The sequence below is a fragment of the Seohaeicola saemankumensis genome (assembly GCF_021021435.1).
In the GTDB taxonomy this organism is placed as follows: Bacteria; Pseudomonadota; Alphaproteobacteria; order Rhodobacterales; family Rhodobacteraceae; genus Seohaeicola.
Map to the genome: position 1 here is coordinate 157,671 of NZ_JAINWI010000015.1, position 22,254 is coordinate 179,924.

27 protein-coding genes are annotated in these 22,254 nt (G+C 58.7%); 13 read left to right on the forward strand and 14 right to left on the reverse strand.

Annotation, left to right across the window (positions count from 1 at the left end; genetic code table 11):
• Positions 1–160: 160 nt before the first annotated feature.
• The 5 genes from K7H22_RS14405 (at position 161) to K7H22_RS14425 (ending at position 4,367) form a co-directional block, all read left to right on the forward strand.
• Complete coding sequence (locus tag K7H22_RS14405; RefSeq protein WP_230801567.1) at positions 161–661, forward strand: VOC family protein; 501 nt, start codon at positions 161–163, stop codon at positions 659–661.
• 357 nt (positions 662–1,018) lie between these two features.
• A complete protein-coding gene (locus K7H22_RS14410; RefSeq protein WP_230801568.1) occupies positions 1,019–2,296 on the forward strand; it encodes a DUF2157 domain-containing protein in 1,278 nt (425 codons plus the stop codon).
• Positions 2,293–2,850 (forward strand): GDYXXLXY domain-containing protein, encoded by a 558-nt coding sequence (locus K7H22_RS14415; protein WP_230801569.1) that lies wholly within the window; start codon positions 2,293–2,295, stop codon positions 2,848–2,850. Before K7H22_RS14410 ends, K7H22_RS14415 begins: the two co-directional genes overlap by 4 nt.
• Before the next feature lie 76 nt (positions 2,851–2,926).
• Positions 2,927–3,790 carry a branched-chain amino acid aminotransferase gene (locus tag K7H22_RS14420; RefSeq protein WP_230801570.1) on the forward strand — a complete coding sequence of 288 codons (864 nt, stop codon included), beginning with the start codon at positions 2,927–2,929 and terminating at the stop codon, positions 3,788–3,790.
• 121 nt (positions 3,791–3,911) lie between these two features.
• Complete coding sequence (locus K7H22_RS14425) at positions 3,912–4,367, forward strand: universal stress protein (protein ID WP_230801571.1); 456 nt, start codon at positions 3,912–3,914, stop codon at positions 4,365–4,367.
• A gap of 77 nt (positions 4,368–4,444) precedes the next feature.
• Here K7H22_RS14425 and K7H22_RS14430 read toward each other — a convergent pair whose 3' ends face one another.
• Entirely contained in the window at positions 4,445–4,699 is a 255-nt protein-coding gene (locus tag K7H22_RS14430; protein ID WP_230801572.1) for a hypothetical protein, read from the reverse strand.
• A 288-nt stretch (positions 4,700–4,987) separates the two neighbouring features.
• On the opposite strand from K7H22_RS14430, the gene K7H22_RS14435 reads away from it, so the two are divergent.
• On the forward strand, positions 4,988–5,512 hold the full coding sequence (locus K7H22_RS14435; RefSeq protein WP_419248188.1) for a fasciclin domain-containing protein: 525 nt from the start codon (positions 4,988–4,990) through the stop codon (positions 5,510–5,512).
• Positions 5,513–5,613: 101 nt separating this feature from the next.
• On the opposite strand, the gene K7H22_RS14440 is transcribed toward K7H22_RS14435, so the two are convergent.
• Positions 5,614–5,895, reverse strand: coding sequence for a VPEID-CTERM sorting domain-containing protein (locus K7H22_RS14440; RefSeq protein WP_230801573.1), 282 nt, complete (start codon positions 5,893–5,895; stop codon positions 5,614–5,616).
• A gap of 580 nt (positions 5,896–6,475) precedes the next feature.
• Here K7H22_RS14440 and K7H22_RS14445 point away from each other — a divergent pair.
• The 6 genes from K7H22_RS14445 (at position 6,476) to K7H22_RS14470 (ending at position 13,261) form a co-directional block, all read left to right on the forward strand.
• Positions 6,476–7,432 carry a TAXI family TRAP transporter solute-binding subunit gene (locus tag K7H22_RS14445; protein ID WP_230801574.1) on the forward strand — a complete coding sequence of 319 codons (957 nt, stop codon included), beginning with the start codon at positions 6,476–6,478 and terminating at the stop codon, positions 7,430–7,432.
• Complete coding sequence (locus K7H22_RS14450; protein WP_230801650.1) at positions 7,432–7,914, forward strand: DUF1850 domain-containing protein; 483 nt, start codon at positions 7,432–7,434, stop codon at positions 7,912–7,914. The genes K7H22_RS14445 and K7H22_RS14450 overlap by 1 nt, the downstream gene beginning before the upstream one ends.
• 59 nt (positions 7,915–7,973) lie before the next feature.
• Entirely contained in the window at positions 7,974–10,016 is a 2,043-nt protein-coding gene (locus K7H22_RS14455) for a TRAP transporter permease (RefSeq protein ID WP_230801575.1), read from the forward strand.
• Between the two features lie 152 nt (positions 10,017–10,168).
• Positions 10,169–12,319, forward strand: coding sequence for a S8 family peptidase (locus K7H22_RS14460; protein WP_230801576.1), 2,151 nt, complete (start codon positions 10,169–10,171; stop codon positions 12,317–12,319).
• Between the two features lie 46 nt (positions 12,320–12,365).
• Positions 12,366–12,626, forward strand: a complete 261-nt coding sequence (locus tag K7H22_RS14465) for a hypothetical protein (RefSeq protein ID WP_230801577.1) — start codon at positions 12,366–12,368, stop codon at positions 12,624–12,626.
• 77 nt (positions 12,627–12,703) lie between these two features.
• The gene (locus K7H22_RS14470) at positions 12,704–13,261 is read left to right on the forward strand and encodes a GNAT family N-acetyltransferase (protein WP_230801578.1); all 558 of its coding nucleotides are present in this window, start codon (positions 12,704–12,706) and stop codon (positions 13,259–13,261) included.
• Positions 13,262–13,336: 75 nt separating this feature from the next.
• Here the strand turns inward: K7H22_RS14470 and bfr are convergent, their stop codons facing one another.
• The 8 genes from bfr to K7H22_RS14510 form a co-directional block, all read right to left on the reverse strand.
• A complete protein-coding gene (gene bfr, locus K7H22_RS14475) occupies positions 13,337–13,822 on the reverse strand; it encodes a bacterioferritin (RefSeq protein ID WP_230801579.1) in 486 nt (161 codons plus the stop codon).
• Between the two features lie 5 nt (positions 13,823–13,827).
• Positions 13,828–14,076 (reverse strand): (2Fe-2S)-binding protein, encoded by a 249-nt coding sequence (locus K7H22_RS14480; protein ID WP_230801580.1) that lies wholly within the window; start codon positions 14,074–14,076, stop codon positions 13,828–13,830.
• A 10-nt stretch (positions 14,077–14,086) separates the two neighbouring features.
• Positions 14,087–14,590 (reverse strand): hypothetical protein, encoded by a 504-nt coding sequence (locus K7H22_RS14485; RefSeq protein ID WP_230801581.1) that lies wholly within the window; start codon positions 14,588–14,590, stop codon positions 14,087–14,089.
• Entirely contained in the window at positions 14,587–14,736 is a 150-nt protein-coding gene (gene hemP, locus K7H22_RS14490) for a hemin uptake protein HemP (protein WP_230801651.1), read from the reverse strand. The genes K7H22_RS14485 and hemP overlap by 4 nt, the downstream gene beginning before the upstream one ends.
• A 23-nt stretch (positions 14,737–14,759) precedes the next feature.
• Complete coding sequence (locus K7H22_RS14495) at positions 14,760–14,915, reverse strand: hypothetical protein (RefSeq protein WP_230801582.1); 156 nt, start codon at positions 14,913–14,915, stop codon at positions 14,760–14,762.
• 154 nt (positions 14,916–15,069) lie between these two features.
• Positions 15,070–16,293 carry a 3-hydroxybenzoate 6-monooxygenase gene (locus K7H22_RS14500; RefSeq protein ID WP_230801583.1) on the reverse strand — a complete coding sequence of 408 codons (1,224 nt, stop codon included), beginning with the start codon at positions 16,291–16,293 and terminating at the stop codon, positions 15,070–15,072.
• Positions 16,290–16,985 (reverse strand): fumarylacetoacetate hydrolase family protein, encoded by a 696-nt coding sequence (locus K7H22_RS14505; protein ID WP_230801584.1) that lies wholly within the window; start codon positions 16,983–16,985, stop codon positions 16,290–16,292. Before K7H22_RS14505 ends, K7H22_RS14500 begins: the two co-directional genes overlap by 4 nt.
• On the reverse strand, positions 16,982–18,016 hold the full coding sequence (locus K7H22_RS14510; protein WP_230801585.1) for a cupin domain-containing protein: 1,035 nt from the start codon (positions 18,014–18,016) through the stop codon (positions 16,982–16,984). The genes K7H22_RS14505 and K7H22_RS14510 overlap by 4 nt, the downstream gene beginning before the upstream one ends.
• Positions 18,017–18,150: 134 nt before the next feature.
• Here K7H22_RS14510 and K7H22_RS14515 point away from each other — a divergent pair, with 134 nt between their 5' ends.
• Positions 18,151–18,600 carry a MarR family winged helix-turn-helix transcriptional regulator gene (locus K7H22_RS14515; protein ID WP_230801586.1) on the forward strand — a complete coding sequence of 150 codons (450 nt, stop codon included), beginning with the start codon at positions 18,151–18,153 and terminating at the stop codon, positions 18,598–18,600.
• Positions 18,601–18,606: 6 nt separating this feature from the next.
• Here the strand turns inward: K7H22_RS14515 and K7H22_RS14520 are convergent, their stop codons facing one another.
• The 4 genes from K7H22_RS14520 to leuD form a co-directional block, all read right to left on the reverse strand.
• Entirely contained in the window at positions 18,607–19,911 is a 1,305-nt protein-coding gene (locus K7H22_RS14520) for a TRAP transporter large permease (protein WP_230801587.1), read from the reverse strand.
• Positions 19,911–20,417 carry a TRAP transporter small permease gene (locus tag K7H22_RS14525; protein ID WP_230801588.1) on the reverse strand — a complete coding sequence of 169 codons (507 nt, stop codon included), beginning with the start codon at positions 20,415–20,417 and terminating at the stop codon, positions 19,911–19,913. The genes K7H22_RS14520 and K7H22_RS14525 overlap by 1 nt, the downstream gene beginning before the upstream one ends.
• A 90-nt stretch (positions 20,418–20,507) precedes the next feature.
• A complete protein-coding gene (gene dctP, locus K7H22_RS14530; protein ID WP_230801589.1) occupies positions 20,508–21,521 on the reverse strand; it encodes a TRAP transporter substrate-binding protein DctP in 1,014 nt (337 codons plus the stop codon).
• 107 nt (positions 21,522–21,628) lie between these two features.
• Positions 21,629–22,252 (reverse strand): 3-isopropylmalate dehydratase small subunit, encoded by a 624-nt coding sequence (gene leuD / locus K7H22_RS14535; RefSeq protein WP_230801590.1) that lies wholly within the window; start codon positions 22,250–22,252, stop codon positions 21,629–21,631.
• Between the last annotated feature and the right edge of the window lie 2 nt (positions 22,253–22,254).

The following is a 22,254-nucleotide window of genomic DNA, read 5'->3' on the forward strand; positions in this document are numbered from 1 at the left end:
GGTTTTCCGTGCCCCTAAAACCTGATCGGGGACATATTCTCAAATCACAATGCCTTGTGTCGCCCGTCATCCGCGCAACTGCACAGGTATGGTGCAATTCTTGGCCTTATCCCGATGGTCCGCGAGAGGTATCTTGGTTGCACCAAAAGGAGACCGCAGCATGACAGAATATTCTGCCAACCCTCAAACCCGTATCGGGCATGTCCACCTGAAAGTGGCCGATCTGGACCGCGCCATTGCCTTCTACCGCGATGTGATGGGGTTCGCGTTGCAACAGCGCTATGGCGCGCAAGCGGCATTCCTGTCGGCGGGGGGGTATCACCACCATATCGGGCTGAACACATGGGAAAGTCTTGGCGGGCATCCTGCACCGCCCGGGCATACAGGCCTTTACCACACCGCCTTTCTCTATCCTGACCGCGCGGCTTTGGGGGCGGCACTGGCACAGGTTTTGGCCTGCGGGGTCGAACTGGACGGGGCAGCGGATCACGGCGTGTCCGAGGCTATCTATTTCCGCGATCCCGACGGAAACGGTATCGAGATCTACCGCGACCGCGCACCTGAAGACTGGCCCCGCGACGCTGCAGGGCAGTTGAAAATGGTCAATAGCCGTCTTGATCTGAACGCGCTTCTGGCCGAGGCACAGCCGCAAGCGAACTAAACGGAAGACCAAAGGCAATATGAGCGATCGGGTCTTAAAAGCATGCTTTCTGCCCGAAAAACGCGCGATAGGCGTCACGAAATTGACACGCAAAACTGTCACGCCTGACCTACCACTCAAGTGGTGAGAACGCGGCCCGTCCCGTCGCGGATCTCGGTACGTTTCGTTCAAAAGTGCCGCCGGATTTCCGGCTTGTGACTTCAATAAATGAAAAGCACATTTTCAGTACAGTAATGCCCGGCCCTAATTTTTGGGTCGGGCTTTTTCTGTCCTGCCTGACGCCTGCAGGTCGGGATTTCCCCACTTTACCCCGCCATCCGATCCGGTGCAGTCTCGCCCGACAAGCGGGACTTGAGCATGCATTTCAAAAGCAAAAACGCCGTGATCGGTGATGCCATCGCAAACTGGTGTGACCGTGGCCTGGTGGATGCGGAAACCGCCTTGCGGTTGCGGGCCGATCTGGACAGTGGACAGCGCCGTTTCAGCTTCAACGCTTTTGTAATCAGTGCTGGGGTTGTGTGCCTGTGCTTTGCAGCGATGACATTTGTAGCTGCCAACTGGGAAGACATGAGCCGCCTTTCACGTCTGCTTCTGGTCGTTCTGGGACTATGGGCCGCTTGGGGTGCCGCGCTCTGGACAGGGCTACGCGGGCTTTACTGGTGGCATGAAGCTCTGATGCTACTGGCCTGCGGCATGTTCGGCGCAGGCATCATGCTGGTCAGCCAGATCTACCACATCCAGGGCAATGCGGCGGACGCCGTCTGGCTTTGGGGCGCGGGGACGATGCTGGCCGCTTTGCTCACGCGGGGCACAATGGCGCTGGCACTGGCGATTGGCCTGTTCGCGCTTTGGCACGGCATGCAGTTCGACAGCTTCGCGCAGCAAAGCGATGTGAACCTTCCCTATCTGGGATGGTGGCTTGTGGGGGCAGCGCTGGCATGGTGGACCCATAGCCGTATCGGCGCGCATCTGAGCGTGATAGCCCTGTGCTTCTGGCTGTTGAGCGTTGTCGCTCTGGCCACTGCGCCAGAGCAGGCGGCGCTTTTTCTGGCGGGTGCCGCTGTGGTTGCCATTTCCGGCCTGCTGGCCTCCTTGTCGGCAAGTGGCTGGCTGCGCGGCTTTGAAGGGGCCGCTTTGGGCTATGCGGTTTTGATGCTTGGACTGGTGACGTTCTTTCTGACGCTCGGGACCGCGCCGGAACCCTATGGTGGCCAAGCCGATGACCCTCCGACGCTTTGGCATTCCTTGTTACCCTTGATCGTCATGCTGCCCTCTCTGGCTATGGCCATGACCGGACATATCCGGCACTGGACGCTCCGCTATGATCTTTGGATCGCCCTTGGTGCAGGCGTGATCGTGCTGACGGTGCACGGCCTGCCAACCCTGCCACTGATCCCCGAGACGGTGCTACTGGCGTTGTTTATCTGGATCACGCGGATGGGCTGGCGGCTGGACCTGCGCAACTTGCGCAATATCGGGATGGCCGGATTTGTTCTGGCCTTGCTCGTGATCTACGGCGAGACCGTTGGCAGCTTGATTGGGACAAGCGGCTTCTATCTGGGTGCAGGTGTTGTGCTGCTAGGGGGCGCATGGATCGCCACACGACTTGATCCCAAGCGGGGGGCAGGAACATGACGCGCGCCCTGCGCGCCCGCTGGTTGGCCGCCGCGATTGTAGCTCTAGGCTTGGTGCAAACCGCAGCACTGGCAAGGATGGTGACCGACCGCGCCGCATTGCTGCGCGACGGTCGCGAGGTGGTGCTGAAAACCGGTGCCATCGACCCGCGCGATCTGTTTCGCGGACATTACGCGATCCTTAACCTCGAGATTACGCGCATTCCGCGCGGCACGGTAACTGTCGATCCTGCCCTGCAAAGCGACTCCCCGGTCTATGTCACCCTGACCGAAGGCGACGACGGATATTGGCGCGCGCAGGCCCTGTTTGCAGAGCCGCCGCAAGGCGAGGCACCGGTTATCCGCGGCAGGTTCGAATATGCGATGGGGGATCAGATCATCCTCAGCTTTCCGTTCGACCGCTATTTCGCCCCGAAAGAGCGCGCATTGGAGCTTGAGGCGCTGGACCGTGCTGACCGGATAGGGGTGGTTTTAGCCCTAGATCGCAATGGCAACGGTGCCATCAAAGGCCTGACAATCGACGGTCTGCGCGTTTATGAAGAGCCGCTTTACTAGGTGTTCCCGCCAGATCGACGCTTTACCACCCCGCAACGGCTGGTAAAGTCGGCCTATCAATGACAAGGGACTGACCATGGCAACCGGCACGAACATCCGCACCTATTTCAACGGCCAATGGTACGAGGACAACCTGCCCATCATGCGCGCTGCCGATCATGGTAGCTGGCTGGGCAGCACGGTTTTTGACGGGGCGCGCTATGTCAACGGAATGGCCCCCGATCTTGACGCGCATTGCGCGCGCGTGAACCGCTCTGCCGAGGCGCTGATGATCACGCCCACCGTTGCGACGCAGGATATGGTAGGCATCATCCGCGAGGGTCTTGCCACCTATCCCAAAGAAGCCGCGGTCTATATCAGGCCGATGTATTGGGGCCTTGACGGTGATCCGACCGCCATTGTGCCACTGCCGGACAGCACGGGCTTCGCAATCTGTCTGGAGGAAATCCCGATGCCGCCCGAGGGCGCGTCGACCACTTTGACCCGCACGAGGTTCCGCCGTCCGGTTCTGGAAAGCGCTGTTGTCAACGCCAAGGCGGGCTGTCTTTATCCCAATAATGCACGGATGCTGGCCGAAGCGCGCTCCAAAGGGTTCGGCAATGCGCTGGTGGCCGATGCGATGGGCAATGTCGCCGAAACCGCCACGGCAAACGTGTTCATGGTCAAGGACGGTGTCGTCTTCACGCCTATCGCAAACGGCACTTTTCTGGCGGGCATCACCCGCGCGCGCCATATCGCCAACCTACGCGCCGACGGGATCGAATTGCATGAAACCGTTCTGAGCTTTGAAGATTTCCATGCCGCCGACGAAGTTTTCCTGAGCGGCAACATGAGCAAGCTGACGCCCGTGACCGCCTTTGACGATACACGCTACCCTGTTGGACCGATTACTACCCGCGCTCGCGCACTGTATTGGGATTGGGCCGCAACGGCGGGTTGATCCGCGGCCGCACTGGGATACTTCCGCCAAGACGAAGCGAATCCGCTGCGATATCGTCGCGCGCGGACAGTTGCGCGGGCCGCCGCGTTGCGCCATGATCGCGCACCGAGGGAGAGATGATATGCGTAAGTTTCTGGTTGTGCTGGATGACAGCCGCGAGTGCCTGAATGCGATGCGCTTTGCCGCGATGCGGGCTGCACGCTCTGGCGGCGGGGTCGAGATTTTGTCGGTCATCCCACCCGAGGAGTTCAACCACTGGATCGGTGTCGGTGACATCATGCGCGAGGAAGCCCGCGAGCGTATTCACGCCCATTTCGAGGTGTTTGCGAAATGGATGCGCGACAAGCAGGGGATCGACCCCGAACTGGTGATCCGCGAGGGCGAACCCGTCACAGAAATTCTGGCACAGATCAACGAGGACAAAGAGATCGGCATTCTGGTTCTGGGTGCAGGCACTGACAAGAAGGGCCCCGGCCCGCTGGTCAGCCAGTTGACGCGCAGCGCGGGGACGCTTTCGGTTCCGATCACGATTGTGCCCGGAGATCTGTCCAAAGAACGGCTGGAAGCCATTACCTGAGGTTAAAGGACACAGGTCGCGTGCCATCACAGCGGCCTCTGGCCTTTGATGTAATGGTTCCGGCGCTTGGGGCAGAGTCAGACTTCGGGTTTCGACGGATCAGGGATCACGTGATCCACATGATCAGCTTTGCTGTCGTCCCAGTGCGGGTCTTGCCGCTTGATGCGGCGGGAAATCGCATAGCTTGCGGGCCATGTGAATAGCATGCCTATCGCAGCGGCGCTGCTGATGGCGGTCCACGAATACCAGCCAAGTGACAAGACAGCGATGACACAGCCACCCGTGATCATCGCCCCCACGGCGAGCGTTAGGTAGATGCTAAGGCGGTCCATAATGGTGGCCTCCTTTCAGTCACAGTTGAGTATGAGTAACGCACAGGCATGCCGCGCGGTTCCCTGTCTTGCCCTACACGTGGCGACTTTTAGTATTGTTATTCGAATGGCAGGAATATTGCTGCACCGACGGACATGCCACTGGGACGATGGCTGGCGCATCCCGTCAACCCGGAAATACGGCGAAAAGACGACCCTGTTCCATTCAGAGTGATCCACCACACTGGAAGCGCCGTAACTTTAGTGTGTGGTAACGAGAAAAACTGAAATTCAACCGGGGAGATACTGATGTCCGAAACGACCAAACTTACCCAGCTTGGGGCAGGCCGCCGCAGCCTGTTCAAAGCAGGGGCTGCCGCCGCCTTTGTTGCAACGCTGTCCGCCTGCGCGCCAGCCATGACGCAACCCGATGTAGTGGATATTCTGGCCAGCAACGACCAGTTCAGCACGCTTGTTGCTGCAGTCGGTGCCGCGGAACTGGCCGAAACGCTCAAGGGCGATGGTCCGTTCACCGTTTTCGCGCCCACCAACGCGGCCTTTGCCGCACTGCCAGCTGGTACAGTCGAGTCGCTGCTGCTGCCCGAAAACAAGGACACACTGGTGTCGATCCTGACCTATCACGTCGTGCCGGGCGCTGTGACGTCCGACCAACTGCTGGGTCAGCGTCTGGATGTCGAGACCGTTCAGGGCCAGAGCGTGCATATCGACGCAACGAATGGCGTGCGTGTGAATCGTGCCAATGTCACCCAAGCCGACATCATCGGCTCGAACGGTGTAATCCACCGCATCGACAGTGTTTTACTGCCTAAGTAATGTCATGTGACGTCACATTGAAAAAGGGGCAGGAAAACCTGCCCCTTTTTTCTATCCCTCGAAAATCAAACTCGCGTTGAGAATGACTTTGCCGGAACTTATCAGGCGTGACGACGGCGATTGCGTTCCCACACAAAAGCAACAACAGCGAGCACTGCTGCCATGGCCAGAAGGCCCGTAGAGGCATCAATCTCAGGTACGCTTGCAGGTGTGTTGGTGTTTACAACCGTTTCTTGGCCTTTGCCGGGCGTGAAGGAACCGCGATCAAAAAATCGCGATACAGGACGTCCGCTATGGGACCCCATTGCCAGAAGTGTTTCTGACGACATCACCAAAACCGTCAAGCTTGCCATTGTTTTGGCCATAATATTCGATACTGACACTTCGGATTCCCCTTTTTCCGTTTCTTGAAATATAGTCTTCCCAGTGGCAGATGGATTGCAGACACGCCCCAGAATGACTTGTTAATGTAAGCTCAACCTTAAAGAAACTTTTTGGGTTTCGACAATAGAAAAACACTATTTTGCCGCATTTTCCGCGAGCAGTTGCGAAACAATCACCCCAAAATGTGCAAAATAGTATCAATAAATGGTTACTGGTGCGTTTCGTCACACCAAACCTGCCACAATTCGAAGTTGAGGCTCGCCGGTGTGCGACTCAGCCAAGGTGGTCATCGGTGTCGTTTAGACGGTGTTTCCGCGCGCGCCGCCCCCTCCAATCAAAGGGACGCGCTGCCCTACCGCCCCAGTGCTTCACTGGCGTGTTCCCAAAAGACGCCAAAGCTGGAGAAATGGCCGTTGCAGCCTGCATGAAAACAACTGCAACAGTAATGCTCTTCGGCGCAATGGCAGCCGTGTCCTGCCGTTTGGGGCCAAAGCCGGTTGACGTGACCGCCAGCAAAGTGTTCTTTTCCTGCACCAAGTGCGCGACAAACGCGCCCACAAAACTGGGAGAGAGATTATCATGAGACATCTGCTTTTTGCAGCTGCGGCAGCCATTGCGATTGCGCCTGCGGCGCAAGCACAGGAACTGTCGATCGCGACGGGCGGCACCGGCGGCGTTTACTACCCCTATGGTGGTGGTCTGGCTGAAGTAATTGGCAAATATGTCGACGGCTACAGCGCTAGCGTCGAGGTTACCGGCGCTTCGGTGGAAAACATGGCACTGATCCAGCGCGGCGACAGCGATATTGCCTTGGCACTGGCTGACACCGTCTATCAGGCCTTTACCGGCACAGGCGCTTTTGACGGGCGACAGATCCCTGAAGCACGCGCACTGGCCTCGATCTATCCGAACGCGGTGCAGCTTGTGACCCTGGCCGATAGCGGGATCAGCAGCCTTGAAGACCTGCGCGGCAAGCGTGTGTCGGTTGGCGCACCGGGATCGGGCACAGAGCTTAGCGCGCAGATCATTTTGGCCGCAAACGGGCTCAGCTATGACGATTTCGAGCCGCAGCGCCTGAACTTCAACGAGACCGCCGATGCGATCCGCGATAGCGATATCGTAGCAGGTTTCTGGAGCGTCGGACCGCCCACATCGTCGATCATGAACCTTGCAGCCACACGCAGCATTTCGGTTGTAGGTCTGACCGAGGACGAGATCGCCAAGGCGCGCGAAGCGGAACCGACTTTTGCACCCTATACTTTGCGCGAAGGTATGTATGACGGCATGGGTGAAGCGGTGCTGACCATTTCCACGCCGAACGTTCTGGTTGTCCATGCCGATATGGACGAGGAACTGGCCTATAACATCACAAAGGCGATGTATGAAAATGTCGCCGAACTGATCGCGATCCATCCTGCGGCGAATGATACCACGATCGACTTCTCCGTGGCCTCGACGCCGATTCCCTTCCATCCTGGCGCATTGCGTTATCTGGAAGAAGTCGGTGCTGCGGTACAGGACCACCAGCGTCCTTGATGCTAAAGCTGGGCGGGCGGCACGTTGTGGCCGCCCTTCTGGTCGCGTCATGCTTTTGCGCATCGCCCCTTCGGGCAAGTGACGCTCTTGTGGTCGAAACCCGCAAGGGCGTTCTGCTTGCAGAGATCGCCTTTGATGAGGGGCAGGAACTGTGCCTGTCGTGGTCTCATTCAGTGACAGGCGGTGCCGTGGCAGACTGCTTCGAGAACCGGAGAGGCAAGATGATCCTGACGCGATCCTATCTGCATGATTTCGCCGCAGGTCTGGGCGAGGTCGCAGGGCGCGGGGCGTTGCGTTCCGCGCAGGGCGGTGGCTACTGGATCGACGGCATCGACGAGCAGATCCACGGAAATGCGCTGCGCCTGCAGGTGGGCGCGCCGCGCGTTGACCACAAGCTGCGCGGCCAGAACCGCACCCTTCATCTGAGCGCGATGGCGGCAGGCTCCAGACTGACACTGCGCCTGAAAACAGGAACTCCCTGACCGGCAAGTCCGGACAAGCCGTGACATCCCTCCAGACTCAGCACCGACAGGACATGACCATGAGCGACCCCAGAACGAACGAGACAGCGACTGATAGCGACGCTCCTGATCTGCCGCTGACAGCACAGTCTGCCGACCGCTTCCAACCGCGCTCTATCTTGTGGGCGATCACGCTTGTGGCTATCGCGATGTCGCTGTTCCAGATGTATACAGCGGGCATCGAACCGATGGGGCTGTTCTACCAACGCTCTGCGCATCTGGGATTTATCCTGTTTCTGGCGTTTCTGATTTTCCCGATCACGGGCGCGAGCCGTCCGCGCGGGACTATCGGCTGGGTCGTGGATGCGATCTTTCTGACGGCCGCTTTCCTGAGCGGGTTCTACATATTTTATTTTCTGGACGATATTATCGACCGCGCCGGCTGGTGGTCTCAGACCGATATCATCGTGGGTATCATCGCCACCATCGCCGTGCTTGAAGCCAGTCGCCGCGTCGTAGGGCTTGGCATGACAATCATCGGCATGATTGCTATCTCCTATGCGCTGGCCGGCCCGCGCGGGGCCCTGCCCTGGCTGGGCGAATGGATGCCCGGCATCCTGTCGCATCGCGGGGCCAGTGTGGACCGTCTGGTGGGACAACTCTATCTGGGACAGGAAGGGATCTTCGGTCTGCCGCTTGGGGTCGCGGCCACATATGTCTTCATGTTCGTGCTATTCGGTGCTTTTCTGGAAGTCACCGGCGCGGGCAAGTTCTTCATTGATCTGGCTTTTGCCGCCACTGGCCGCAAACCAGGTGGACCTGCCAAAGCGGCTGTCATTGCCTCGGCGGGTATGGGTTCAATTTCAGGCTCGGCCATAGCAAATGTGGTCACCACAGGCGCCTTTACGATCCCGCTGATGAAAAAGCTGGGCTACAAGGCTAAAGAGGCAGGCGGGATCGAGGCCGCGGCCTCGACCGGCGGGCAGATCACACCGCCGCTGATGGGCGCTGGTGCTTTTCTGATCTCGGAATATACCAATGTGCCTTATATCGACATTGTCATGGTTTCGATCTTTCCGGCCATTCTCTATCTAGGAACGGTCTATCTGTTTGTCCATCTCGTGGCGATGAAGGCGGGCATGACGGGCCTGTCCGCCGCCGATCTGCCCATTGTCCGGCATGTTCTGGCGGCTGGCTGGCAGTTCATCGTGCCCTTGCTGGTGTTGATCTACCTTCTGGTCAACAATATCTCGCCGACCCGTGTGGGTTTCTGGGCCATCCTGTCGGTGATCGCTGTGACCGCGTTGCGAGCAGGTTTTACATTGATCGTGCTCGACCCGCGGTCAGGCAAGCCCGTGACCATAGACCGACTGCGGGACGCCGTCATCAGCGGTCTGCGCCTGATCGCGCAGGCGCTGGAACTGGGCGCGCGGAACGCGGTTGCTGTCAGTGTAGCCTGTGCCGTGGCCGGTATTATCGTCGGAGTTGTAGGGCTGACGGGGTTGGGGCTGAAATTCTCGTCCATGATGATCTCTTTGTCCGGCGGCAATCTGGCACTGGCGCTGATTTTCGTGCTGCTGGCCAGTCTGATCCTTGGCATGGGTTTGCCAGTGACTGCGGCCTATATCGTGCTGATCGTGCTGGTGGGCCCTGCCCTCAATCAGGAATTCGGCATACCGCTGCTGATCGCCCATTTGGTCGTGTTCTGGTATTCCCAAGACAGCAACGTGACACCGCCCATTGCGCTTGCAGGTTTCGCAGGGGCCGCGATTGCGGGATCGAAACCAATGGAGACAAGCATACAGGCGTGGAAATACGCCAAGGGGCTGTATCTGATCCCTGCCTTCATGGTCTACAACCCTGAAATCATCATGGGTGGCGAGACATGGTATGTCATCTGGACTGGCATCATCGTCGTGATCGGACTGGTGGGCTTTGCCTCTGCGATCGAAGGTTATCTGTTCACTTGGATGGACAAGCTGTCGCGCATCCTGGTGGTGCCGGGCGTGATCGCTATCTTCAATCCTGATGAACTGATCGAGGCTGGAGGGGCGTTTCTTGTGCTGGCCATTCTAGGCTGGAACTGGATCAAGAGCAGGCAGTTGCGGGCGCAGGGTAGTTAATCAACATATGCGCAAAATCGTCAACAACTGACTATACCTTGTTGTCGGATTATAGAAATTCGCGCTAACATGAGGCGGGGCCGTGCCGTTTTTCTGAATGTGACCTTTTTGTCGTAGATGCAGGTCGTCCATTTAGAGGGAGAGCATCGCTTTTGGCCATCCGATCCGCCAACGGCCTTACCTATTCCGCCGCAGCTTGTTTGTTTCTGGCCGGATGTGGTGGTGGCGACAGCGACACCGGCGCGCTTGGGGCGTTGCTGGCACCGATCTATGGCAACAACCTGAGTTCAGATGCGCTGTCTGCGTTTTTCGTCAGCAGTTTCGACGTGTTCGAGGACAGAGCACGCGAATTGCGGAACTCGCCTAACTATCGCGAACAGCGCATCGACTGGTACACTGACATCAATGGCGACCGACAACGAAATCCGGATACAGAGCCGCTCTATAATAGCTATTCGCTTGCCTCGGCACGGATCGAATACGCCCATGCTGTCGGCCTGACAGGTGCAGGCCAGACCATTGCAATTGTCGATGACGGGTTCTTAGCGACGCATGACAGCATTTCCGGTCGGATCGCCGCGGGAAGCGTCGCGGGAGACTTGGAATCCCATGGCACGGCGGTCGCATCGGTTGCAGCGGGCAATGCGTCCGGCATGATCGGTGTCGCACATGGTGCCAATCTATTGCTGGGCCTCTTCGATACACCTGAAAGCCGAATTCAGGCAACCAACCGCGCCAGAACCTCTGGTGCAGTCGTGCAAAACAACTCATGGGGCTTCAATGATCGCGCTACAAGTGCAAACTTTCAGCGTATTTTCATAGACTCGGCAGACAGAGATTACTTGACCGCATTGCGTAGCTACACCGAAACCGCTGTCGTTGTTTTCGCGGCAGATAATGACCCCGGTGCCACCCAATCCGGAATCATGGAAGCCCTGCCCCGCTTTGCGCCAGAGCTTGAAATTGGCTGGCTGACAGTGATCCGCGGCGTGCCGGATTTCGACAACAACCGTATCCTGGGCGCGCAACGCCTGTCTTCGGCCTGCCTGGACGCCGCCCGATGGTGTCTTGCTGCTGATGGAACCTGGAACGCGGCCACGACCGGCAGCAACTCGTCCTACGACCTGTTTGTTGGCACCTCCTTTGCTGCGCCGATGGTGTCGGGGGCCATTGCCTTGCTGGCCGAGGCCTTTCCCAATCTGACGCCGCATGATCTGCGCGCACGTCTGATCGCCACTGCCGACAACCGGTTCAACGGCTTCACACGGTCTGGCAGTCTGGAAGTCGTGCCCGGATCGGGTTTTTTTCACGATTATAGCGATGAATGGGGACACGGATTTCTGGATGTCCGTGCGGCACTGCTGCCCATCGGCACACCGGTTGCCAGAATGGCGGATGGCAGCACGCATAGCACGGATACACCCCTGATCGTTGCAGGTGGGGCCACGGGTGACGCAATCATCCGCAGCCTCGAAGCGACACCAGTTCTCGTGACGGACCTTCTGGGCGGTGATTTCTCAATGCCCGGCGAAGCGCTTGCCGCGACCACGACAGCGGCGCCTGTTTCAGAACGCCTCTGGTCATCCATGTTCGGCAACGCGCCGCGTTCCGGATTGTTGCGCGCCTATGGCGGCAGCAGCATGACGCTTGAACATGAAGGGATCGAACTGGCGATGTTGGGTCCAGATGCGACAGGTGGTTCTATCAGTCGCGCAGGTTCTGATCCGGTGGTTGCCGCCTCTTTCGGGCAAACGATTGATGCCGCAGGCGGCGAGGTTTTCATCGGTCTGAATATCGCCCGCGATGATGGCAGCCTGATACCGGGCATCCGCGACACGCGCAGCACGCTGGCGGCACTGGAACTGGGCTATATGCGGAATATCGGGGCAACAGGCTTTGTGCAGTTTGGCGGTACATTCGGCATGGCACCGGGCGGTGCGGGTGACGCGATGTCGGAGCGCTCGGACATCCATTTCAACGCGTTCAGTATAGAAGCCGGCGAAGCTGATGTTTTCCGGCGCGGCGACAAGTTGAGCATCGGTCTATACATGCCGGTGGCCGTCACCTCAGGCGGCACGACAATTGCGCTTCCCGTCGCCCGGAGCGCGACCGGAATCACCTATAGCGATGTCGAGATCGACTATACTCCCAGCCAGCGCGAGATTGATCTGTCGATCACCTATGGCACCCCCGTCGGTAAGGACAGCGAGATTTACATCGGTGCAATCCACGCCTTCAATCACGGCCATATCGGCGGGCAGCAGGACACTGCGGCAATCCTCGGCTTCCGCATGGCGTTCTAAGCGCGGCCCGACCGATCTTGTCACTCTATTCAAGCAAGGGCTCCTGTTGAACCGCAACGAAATGTTATTTTTTGTGAATGCGGGAAAGGGCAATTTCGATGTAAATTTATTGCGCGAGCATGAGTGTCGAAAGCGGATCTGCACGCCGGACGATCCAAATTTTGGTTGGGCGCAACGTGCATGTCCGGCATCCACAGAAATTTCACGCGCATCGGGGGAGGCGCTATGGAAAAGCCAGAAATCTATTCAAATCGTGAACCGGTTGCAGATGCCTTCGCAGCACCGAAACGGTGGGCCGGTGTTTTGACAAAAAGCCAGATTAAGGAACTTCGGGAAAAGCGCGTACCGATTGCTTTTTGTCCGGTCCAGATTGGATGGATCGCCGTGCAACTGGACGAGACAAAGAACCGTCCAGACTGGCGCGACCCTCATACGCCGCTTTCGTGGCGTGCGGGAAGGCACGAGAACCACTGTCACCTGCGAAAATGGCGCGAAACGGATACGGCGACCTACCGCACATTACTGAACGATCCGGCGGTGTGGCAATATATGCCAGAAGCATGGCCCGGCGAGATCACCGAGGATATGGCCCGCGACCTGATCGCCATTTCTACATCAGCGTCACATCATGAGGTATGGGCCGTTCAACGCGGAGCCGTGTCGGTGGGACAAGTGCGATTGGCGTTCGGTGATCTGGGCGCAAACCGGCAGGAGGCCGAGATCAGCTATTGGTTAGGGCGTGCCTATTGGGGACAGGGAATTGGCAAAGCAATGATACCTACGACCACAAGACGCGCTTTTGCCGACCATCAGGCATTGCAGCGCATCACAGCAATCGTGCATCCACGAAACAGCGCTTCGGCGCGGATACTAGAGAATGCTGGCTATAGCTTGCAAGCACTGCGCCCCGACAGATGGCAGGTCTTCGAGATCCGCCGCTAGATCCCAGACTACTCTTTACATCGCAATATGCTAACGTCCCGGCACTGTGCGCCGGGACAGAACGCGGCCAAAACCTTATTCTGCCTCGTCCATTTTCGACGCGTTGAGTTGCATGTATTTTTCGGCACCCATCTTGTCGAACAGATCAAGTTGCGTTTCCAGAAAGTCGATGTGCCCTTCCTCGTCCGCAAGCAATTCCTCGAACAGCTTCATCGTGACGAAATCGCCAGCCCCGTTGCAATACTCGCGCGCCTCACGATAGAGGGCGCGCGCCTCCTGCTCGGCGGCCATGTCGCATTCAAGTGTTTCGCGCGGGGTCTGGCCAATCCGCAACGGGTCAAGCTTTTGCAGGTTGGGATGTCCCTCCAGAAAGATAACACGTGCGATCAGCTTGTCGGCATGGTGCATCTCTTCGATGCTTTCCTCGCGGCTTTTCTTGGCCATATGACCAAGACCCCAATCTTCCTGCAGGCGATAATGGAGCCAATACTGACTGACTGCTGTCAGTTCAGACCGGATTGCCCGATTGAGGTAGTCGATGACTTTCGCGTCGCCCTTCATGGTCTTTATCCTGTCTTGGTCCGTTCCTTCGAGCCGGATCGAAGATTGCGGAGGTGCATGGGAACTTGAAGATTATCATTCTGACGCATGGTGGAAAGGAAAAGGGGCATGCAAGAGCCACAATCCGCCGCTTTGCCCAGCTCATGATAAATTTTTCCGGGCGTGATCAGTGTCTCGGGGTCCGAGGCGCGCATCCAGTCGATCGCGGCGTTGATGTCGTTCTCGCTGATGGATTGGCAATGGCAGACGATCATGGCGTGGGCCTCAGTGAAAGGTCGTTCCGGCTGCAGGCGCAGCAGGTGTGTCGGTGCGGGATGCCGCGGACACTGCTCGCAAAGTCATCCTGTGCAGGGCAAGGCCTGCGTCCTGCGCCAATGCGGCCAGAACGGGCGCAAAGTCGGCCCTGACCAGCAGCAGGGCCATCATCAACGCCTCCTCGCTCGCGCCTTCGGCAGCACTGGCCAGCAGATGCGCGAAACAGGCCTCGTCCCCTCCCAGACAGGCACAGGTCTGGGAATGCGGGCACAAGGGGCGGCGGCCATGGATCTGGCACAGCGATGCCATCTGCAGAAATCCGCGTGCTGCGGCCTGACCGGCAGACAGGCCCAGAAGGGGCACGAAATCGCGCTCCAGCAAGTCCAGCGCATCAGGATTGGTCCAAGACAGACGCATATAGAGAACGGCGCCCGCCTCGACCGGACCCAGATCCATCAGGCGACCGACAGAAGCCGCGCCGCGCAGTACGCGGATAGGGGTCATATCGCTCATTTGGTCAGGATCAATTTGCCAGCGCGGGTGATCCGCAGAGTATAGACCTGCCCGTCCAGCTCGATCTGCGCCTGCGTACCGCCTTCGGTTAGATCGCGGGCGATGTGGCTGGGCAAGGGCTGCGGTTGGGAGCGTTGCGAGATCATTGCAGACTGGTTTCGCAAAACGATCATGGCCGCGCCTCCCGACCATTGCGAGTCTCGATCCGGTCAAGCCAAGCTTCGACATTGCAGGCCTCGGGCAGAGAGAACCCGTGCAGCACATCAAGCGCGAGAGCGCGCGCCGGACAGCTTGGTTGCACAGGAAGGTCAGTTCTATCGTTCACGGAACGGGGTCTATTCTGTGGTGACATGGCGGAAGTCCTTTCATCTTTCGATTCGGGCTTCCCCTGATTGGAACGGGGGTGGCTGGAACTTCCGCTATTTCTGACAAAAAAGCTCGGACACGTCAATCCGAGTTTTTCTGTCAGGTAATATTCCTTACGTTGCGACCATGCCAGCGCGCCGTGTTTCTGCCGAAACTGCCCCTTCCAACCCGCTGGAGCCATAAAGCCAGTCGATTGTATTGTACCAGTCTTCCGGTGTTTTGGCGCGCATCACCGCGTTGCGCAAATCGGCATGCGCCCCTGCCGGGTGATAGACATGCTGTCCGATCTCGCGGGATTGTAACTGCACACGCGCCGTTCGCAGGCGGCGCATGGACTGATAGCGCTGCATGGCCGCCTCGATTTCGGCATGCCCGTCCAGACAGGCGGAGAGGGCCACCGCATCCTCCATCGCCATACAGGCACCCTGGGCAAAATATTGCAGCATCGGATGTGCGGCGTCGCCCAAAAGGGCCACCCGCCCATCTACCCAGTTGTTCACCGGATCACGATCGCAGAGCACCCACAGCTTCCAGTCGCTGCCACGATCAATGATCCGGCGGGCCTGTTCGTGCACATGTTCGAACCCGCGCCGCACTTCCTCATGGCTGACGGGTTTTCCCGCGACAGGTTCTGCAGCATCGTTGTGATAGGTCACAACAAGATTGAAAACCTTCCAACCGGACAAGGGATAATGCACGATATGGCACTTCGGTCCGGCCCAGAGGGTGGCTGCATTCCAGCGCAGATCCTCGGGCATGTCTTGTGTCGGGATGACCGACCGGTAGGTCGTGTGCCCCGACACACGCGGCGGGCCATCATTGACCACGCGTTTGCGGATATTCGACCAAAGCCCATCCGCGCCTATCAGTGCCGCACCTGTGATCCGCTCGCCATCCCCAAGGCTCGCTGTGACGCTGCTTGCGTCCTGAACGTAATCCACAACTTCGGCGCTCGTCCTTAGCTCGATCAGATCATGCGCCATACAGGATTTAAGGAAAACGCCGTGCAGATCGCCGCGATGCACAACGGCATAGGGGTTGCGAAAACGCGTGCGAAACGCGTCGTCCAGCGGGATGCGGATGATTTCATCGCCGCTGATCGCGTCCATCAGGCGCAGACTGTCGATATAAACGGCCATCGCGCGGGCCGCATCGCCGACGCCCAGATAATCAAAGGCATGGAAGGCGTTGGGACCAAGCTGGATGCCTGCCCCGATCTCGCCCAGCCTTGACGCTTTTTCCAGCACAACACAGCGCCGGCCCATCCGTGCCAGCCCCATCGCGGTCGCCAGCCCGCCAATGCCGCCTCCGGCGATCAGGACCGGCTGCGCGGTCATACAGCAGACCCGATGGTCAGACTGATCGGCTCAAGTCCGTCGACCCCGCCGGTGATGATATCTCCGGGCAGTACCGCGCCAACCCCTGCGGGTGTGCCAGTCATGATCAGATCGCCAGGTTGCAGGTGGTAGAATCCCGACAGATGGCTGATGATTTCCGGCACGGACCAGACAAGTTCGGCCAGTGTCGCGTCCTGACGGGTCTGGCCGTTCACCTCCAGATGGATGCGCTGCTCACCGATTTGACCAAAGCTTGCCGCTTTGGTGATGGGGGCGAACACGGCAGAACTTTCGACATCCTTGCCCAGATCCCAAGGGCGCTGCTTGGCGCGCTCGGACAATTGCAGATCGCGTCGTGTCATATCCAGCGCACAGCAATAACCATAGACCGCTGACAAGGCCTCGGACACGGGCACCTGATGTACCGGCGCGCCGATTGCTACGGCCAGTTCCATTTCATGGTGGTAGTTATCCGTGCCAGACGGATAAGCTGCGCGAGCGCCACTCAGGATTGCCGAGGCGGCAGACTTGGTGAAGTAGAACGGCTTTTCGCGGTCTACCTCGATCCCCATTTCGGCGGCGTGGGCAGCATAGTTGCGCCCGACACAAAAGATGCGGCGGATCGGATAGGTGCCGGCTTCGCCCAGAACCGGGATAGACGGAATCGGGGGTAGATTGAACAGATGGCTCATCGGCTGCGCTCCTCGTAAAAGCCCAGCTTTTCCTGCAATGGGCGGTCATGGACGCGGATCAGGAAGCTGTCTTCCTCCGCAATGTGGTCTATAGGCGCGAATGTCGGCGCCGAGAACGTATCCTTCTCCCCCCATTGCACGGTCTGTCCGTCAATGGTGCTTGCCCCCTTGCCACGGATCACGTGAAAAACCGCCGCGGATGAGGTTAAAGGCGGACTGATCTTTTCGCCCTTGGCAAGCATCATTGCAGTGAAGCCCATCGTCGGCAGAACCGAAGTTCCGGTTTCGGGGTTCACAAAATCCAATTCGGCAGGGGACTGTCCGCCATAGGCCGCCATCTGGCGCAAGGCGGCTTCGGTCCGCGCCCAAGGATAGCGCATCATCGGATAGCGCCGCGTCTGCGCGCCTAGTTTGCGGGTCGGCGCCAGACCCGAGGACAGATATTCCACCTGACTGGCATCGGGGCGGTTACGCTGCGCCTGCAACGGCGCTTCGATCGCGTAGGAACCTTCCAGATAGACGAATAGCGGCAGATCCAACGCGTCCAGCCAGATTACCGGCTCTGTCCCGTCATGGCCGTGATCATGCCAGTCACCGCCGGGCGTCAGGACAAGATCGCCTTCCTCCATCGGAAGTTTCTCGCCATCCACCACAGTATAGCCACCCTTGCCCTCGACAATGATGCGCGCGGCGGAAGGGGTGTGTTTATGGGCGGGCGCGGTCTCGCCGGGAAGCAGAAGTTGCATGCCGACATAGATTGCAGGCGTCGCCATCATCGCCCCTGCCCCACGTCCCGGATCGGATAGAACCAGAACACGACGCTCGGCCTTTTCCACCGGTGTCAGTTCGCCCGCGCGCATCAAGAGCGGGCGCAATGCCCGGTATTCCCAAAAACCCGGCTTGCTGACAGGTTGGGGCGCGCCATGCGGAAGGACATTTCGCATCATTGGCCAAAGGGGTGCCACCCCCGCCTGTGCCATCGCATCACGATAGTCCTGTGGCAGATCCTCCAGCGTTCCCAATTGGGTCATGTCATCCTCCCAGATTTCCATATTTTAAGGTAGTATGCTTACTATTAGTATACTTGTCAACTCACCCTGCGGGCCGCTATCCTGCGCTTCAGCGTCAGGACAGGGTAACGGCACGAATGGAGCAACTACATGATATGGCTGGGCATCTGATCCGGCGACTGCACCAGATTTCGGTTTCGGTGTTTTCCGAGCAAATGAAACTGGCGGGAATCGACTTGACGCCTGTGCAATTCGCTGCCCTGTCGACGATCGACGCGCATCCCGACATAGATCAGGCGACCTTGGCGGGATTGATTGCCTATGACCGCGTCACGATTGGCGGTGTTGTCGACAGGCTTGAGGCCAAGGGCCTTGTCACGCGCCGGGTCAGCCAACAGGACCGGCGCGCGCGATCCGTGCGGCTGACAGATCGCGGCGCGCAGGTCCTCGCCAGTTCCCGTCCTCTGGTGATGGCGTTTCAGGACGATATACTGACCGGATTGACCGCGGATGAACGAGCCCAGTTGATGGCTCTTATCCGCAAGACCACGGAAGCAGGGAACGCGCAAAGCCGCGCGCCCTTGCAACACCCCAAGACAGGGTAGGCCCGCCTAGCCCGGCAACCATAAGGCGATGGGCGGGAACAGGATCAACAGCGCCACGACAAGCAGCGAGCAGACGATGAACGGGATCGCCGACATATAGATGTCGCGCATGGTCGTGTCGGGTGGGGCGACACCTTTCATCACGAATAGCAGAAGGCCGAATGGCGGCGTGGTAAAGCTGATCTCGAGCGCCAGAAGCATGATCAGGCCGAACCAGACCGGATCGAAACCAAGGCTTGCGGCCAATGGAAAGAAGATCGGCACTGTCAGCAGCATCATACTGATTTGTTCCATAAACATGCCCAAAAGCAGCAGCACGGCAAACATCACCAGCAGCATCGCAACCGGATCAAGCTCGAATCCGGTGGCCCAACGGATCAGACCGCTTGAGGCACCGGAGAAGGCCAGAAGCTGGCTGAACGTGGCCGATCCGAAGACGATCAGATAGGCCATCAGGGTCACCCGAAGCGCGCCTGTGATGGATTTACGGATCGCTTCCCAAGTCAGGCAGCGAAACGCGACAGCAAGGATCAGCACGCCCAGCGCCCCGAAGGCCGCCGCCTCGGAGGGGGTCACGATGCCGCCCACCATCATGAAGACGATGATGACCATGACACCCACCATCGGCACGACATCACGCAGGAACAGCATGATCTTCTCGCCCGTCGTCATCGGCTCCACGTCATAGGCAGGGGCCGCATCCGGATCGAGTTTTGTCTGCAAAAAGATTGTGAAGATATAGAAGCTGGCCAGAAGCAATCCCGGAATAATACCCGCGATCAGCAACTTGCCCACGTCGATCCGCGCCAGTGTCGCCAGCAGCACCGCCAGCGCCGAGGGCGGGATGATGATGGCCAGACCACCGGTGCCAAGGATAGGCCCGATAGACATGTGCTTTTTGTAGCCGCGCCGGTTCATCTCAGGCACCATGAGAGAGCCCATCAGCGCGGTCGATCCCATGGACGAGCCCGACAGCGTGGAAAACGCCGTGCCACCCAGAACAGTAACATAGGACAGACGCCCCGGCAGACGGCCTAGTAGCTTGTCGATGGCATTGAACATGCGCCCGCCAAGGCCTGTGTGAAAGAAAATCTCGCCCATCAGCAGGAACAGCGGGATCGGCACCAGCGCAAAGCTTGTCAGCGATCCAAGACCGTTGTTCAGCAGCGCCGATATCCCTCGCTCGCCCCCCATAAAAACCCAGGCACCGATAATATTGGCGGCCAGAAAGGCCAGCGCCACGGGCATGCCAATAGCCATCAGCGCAAGGATCGCACCCAATAGCAGGCCGAGTGATTCATACCATTCCATTATTCGTGTATCCCCGCTTCACCGGAATGCATCAGCTCTTCGCCAAAGACAAAGCGCGAGAATTCGATCGCCATCATGCCGAAACAGATCGGGAAAGAGATGGTAAGTATCCAGCGCGGAAAGTAATAGGCGCGCACGTCATAGTCATTTCGCGCAATATTGGTTGTCACCAGATCATAGCCTTTCCATGCAAGGATCAGGCTGACAATGACGCAGGCCAGCGCCACACCGCGACTGACAAGGCGGCGAATGGGCGCGGGCAGAGCGGCCGTCACAAGTTCGATATGCACATGGCCCTTTTCGCGCACCAGCCAAGGCGCGCCCAGCATGGTGATGTAGAGCATCGCATATTCGGTCGAGGTAAAAAGCCAAGCCCAAGGTTGCATGCCAAGGTTCCGCAGGCCCACTGACAGGATGACCGCGATCATCACCCAGACCAGCATGGCACCCGCAAGGACGGCCATTCCATAGAGAAGCAGGGTATAGGATCGGGACAATATCTGCATGAGTGCCTCGGGCAAATGGGAACGGGCGACAGTGATGCGCCCGTTCCGAAAAAGACTGGCGCGGCCCCGCAGGGGAACGCGCCGCCGGACTTACTTGTCCAGTTCAGGGTTGTAGAACAGACCGATCAGGGTGTCATACTGCCCGTCACCCATCGGATGCTCTGCCATCAGGCCCTTCATGCGGCCCCATGTCTTTTCGCGGGCAGCAGCCAGATAGTTGGCGCGCGCTTCGCCCTGAAGCTCGACGACTTTCATGCCGCCCGCTTCCAGCGCCGCGAAATCCTCGTCCCGCTTGGTCCGCAGGGCTTCGACCGAGGCGCGCTCGTGTTCGATTGCCACATCCTGCAGGATGGTCTTGGCCTCGTCTGACAGGCTGTTCCAGCGGTCAAGGTTCACGATCACGCCCAAATCGGTCGAAAAGAAATTTGGCTCGACGCGGTAGTTCAGGAACTCGTTCCATTTCAGGTCGATCAGACCGATCTGGGTCCAACCGGTCGCATCAACCACGCCACGCTCTAGGCCGGAATAGACCTCGGTTGTGGGAAGGTCGATCACCTGCGCGCCAAGATACTCGGTGAAGAACGCGTTATACACCGCGTTGCCGCGCAGCTTGATGCCGGAAATGTCCAGATTGCCGTCAGTGTCCAGTTTGGGTTCGTTCTTCATCCACAGGTTATAGCTGACACCACTGTCGAACCAGCCAAGGTATTTGACACCCATCTTGGCCTGATGGATTTCGTCGATCAAGGCGATGCCGCCATTCTCGCGCGCTTCGATAGCGGTCAGGTTCGAGGCGACCAGCGCATCTTTCTCGGGCAGCGCACCACCGTAGAAGCTGCCGGGTGTATAAACCATATCCACGACTCCGTCGCGTACGGCATCGGCTTGCTGCATCATGCCGATGGCTTCGGGGCCGCCGCGCACTTCAATCTGCACAACGCCCTCGCCTGCCGCATTCACCTTTTCGACGAACTGCAGGAAAGACTGCGTGTAGATCAGTGTGGTCGGGAAAGCATGCACAGCGGTCAGTGTCTCCTGTGCCGTCGCCGCAGCGCCGATCAGGGTGGAACCGGCGACTATCCCGCCGACAAATGTCATTTTCATCGTTTCTCTCCTTTTTCGGGGTCGTTACCCCCGCCCTGTTGAAGGTGCCCCTTTTGAGGTCACCTGGTTATGGACCGTGCGCCCGCAATGCGGGCGCACGGGGTCTTTCACTTCGCCTCGCCCGCCATGGCATCCAGCATGGCATAGGGAGCCTGCTCTGCCCTTGCTGCGCGGAACATAGCAATGGCGGGGCCATGGCTGGCGGTCATGTCGATGTCATCCCAACCGTTCAGCAGTTTCAGTCGCCAGATCGGGTCCAGATCGAACGGGATCACCTCGTTGCCAATGCGTATCTCACAGGCCTGCAGATCGACGGTCATGGGTGCCTTGCCGTCACCCAGCCGTCCGATCAGATCCTCTATTCTGTCTTCTGACACGCGCGCGGGTAGCAATCCGTTGTTCACCGCGTTCGAGGCAAAGATATCCCCAAAGCTCAAGGCAATCACCGCCTTGATGCCGAAATCTACCAGCGCATAAACAGCCGCCTCGCGCGAGGAGCCTGACCCGAAATTGCGACGGGTCACTAGAATTTCCGCATCAACGTGATGGTTCAGGGGCATCAGTGCGCGAGGAGCGCCCGCGCTGTCAAAACGCAGATCGTGCAGCAGATATGGCCCGTAGCCATCCTTGCGCGGCACAGACATGAAACGCGCAGGGATCAGTTGGTCTGTGTCGATATTATCCTGCGGCAGTGCTACAGCAGGGCCTTCGATGATGCTGAAGCCGGCCATCG

What these genes read in the sequence shown, in the direction of transcription:
- K7H22_RS14405 (WP_230801567.1), top strand. Translation starts at nt 161, where the DNA reads ATGACAGAATATTCTGCCAACCCTCAAACCCGTATCGGGCATGTCCAC.
- K7H22_RS14410 (WP_230801568.1), top strand. Translation starts at nt 1,019, where the DNA reads ATGCATTTCAAAAGCAAAAACGCCGTGATCGGTGATGCCATCGCAAAC.
- K7H22_RS14415 (WP_230801569.1), top strand. Translation starts at nt 2,293, where the DNA reads ATGACGCGCGCCCTGCGCGCCCGCTGGTTGGCCGCCGCGATTGTAGCT.
- K7H22_RS14420 (WP_230801570.1), top strand. Translation starts at nt 2,927, where the DNA reads ATGGCAACCGGCACGAACATCCGCACCTATTTCAACGGCCAATGGTAC.
- K7H22_RS14425 (WP_230801571.1), top strand. Translation starts at nt 3,912, where the DNA reads ATGCGTAAGTTTCTGGTTGTGCTGGATGACAGCCGCGAGTGCCTGAAT.
- K7H22_RS14430 (WP_230801572.1), bottom strand. Translation starts at nt 4,699, where the DNA reads ATGGACCGCCTTAGCATCTACCTAACGCTCGCCGTGGGGGCGATGATC.
- K7H22_RS14435 (WP_419248188.1), top strand. Translation starts at nt 4,988, where the DNA reads ATGTCCGAAACGACCAAACTTACCCAGCTTGGGGCAGGCCGCCGCAGC.
- K7H22_RS14445 (WP_230801574.1), top strand. Translation starts at nt 6,476, where the DNA reads ATGAGACATCTGCTTTTTGCAGCTGCGGCAGCCATTGCGATTGCGCCT.
- K7H22_RS14450 (WP_230801650.1), top strand. Translation starts at nt 7,432, where the DNA reads ATGCTAAAGCTGGGCGGGCGGCACGTTGTGGCCGCCCTTCTGGTCGCG.
- K7H22_RS14455 (WP_230801575.1), top strand. Translation starts at nt 7,974, where the DNA reads ATGAGCGACCCCAGAACGAACGAGACAGCGACTGATAGCGACGCTCCT.
- bfr (WP_230801579.1), bottom strand. Translation starts at nt 13,822, where the DNA reads ATGAAGGGCGACGCGAAAGTCATCGACTACCTCAATCGGGCAATCCGG.
- K7H22_RS14480 (WP_230801580.1), bottom strand. Translation starts at nt 14,076, where the DNA reads ATGATCGTCTGCCATTGCCAATCCATCAGCGAGAACGACATCAACGCC.
- K7H22_RS14485 (WP_230801581.1), bottom strand. Translation starts at nt 14,590, where the DNA reads ATGAGCGATATGACCCCTATCCGCGTACTGCGCGGCGCGGCTTCTGTC.
- hemP (WP_230801651.1), bottom strand. Translation starts at nt 14,736, where the DNA reads ATGATCTCGCAACGCTCCCAACCGCAGCCCTTGCCCAGCCACATCGCC.
- K7H22_RS14500 (WP_230801583.1), bottom strand. Translation starts at nt 16,293, where the DNA reads ATGACCGCGCAGCCGGTCCTGATCGCCGGAGGCGGCATTGGCGGGCTG.
- K7H22_RS14505 (WP_230801584.1), bottom strand. Translation starts at nt 16,985, where the DNA reads ATGAGCCATCTGTTCAATCTACCCCCGATTCCGTCTATCCCGGTTCTG.
- K7H22_RS14510 (WP_230801585.1), bottom strand. Translation starts at nt 18,016, where the DNA reads ATGACCCAATTGGGAACGCTGGAGGATCTGCCACAGGACTATCGTGAT.
- K7H22_RS14515 (WP_230801586.1), top strand. Translation starts at nt 18,151, where the DNA reads ATGGCTGGGCATCTGATCCGGCGACTGCACCAGATTTCGGTTTCGGTG.
- K7H22_RS14520 (WP_230801587.1), bottom strand. Translation starts at nt 19,911, where the DNA reads ATGGAATGGTATGAATCACTCGGCCTGCTATTGGGTGCGATCCTTGCG.
- K7H22_RS14525 (WP_230801588.1), bottom strand. Translation starts at nt 20,417, where the DNA reads ATGCAGATATTGTCCCGATCCTATACCCTGCTTCTCTATGGAATGGCC.
- dctP (WP_230801589.1), bottom strand. Translation starts at nt 21,521, where the DNA reads ATGAAAATGACATTTGTCGGCGGGATAGTCGCCGGTTCCACCCTGATC.
- leuD (WP_230801590.1), bottom strand. Translation starts at nt 22,252, where the DNA reads ATGGCCGGCTTCAGCATCATCGAAGGCCCTGCTGTAGCACTGCCGCAG.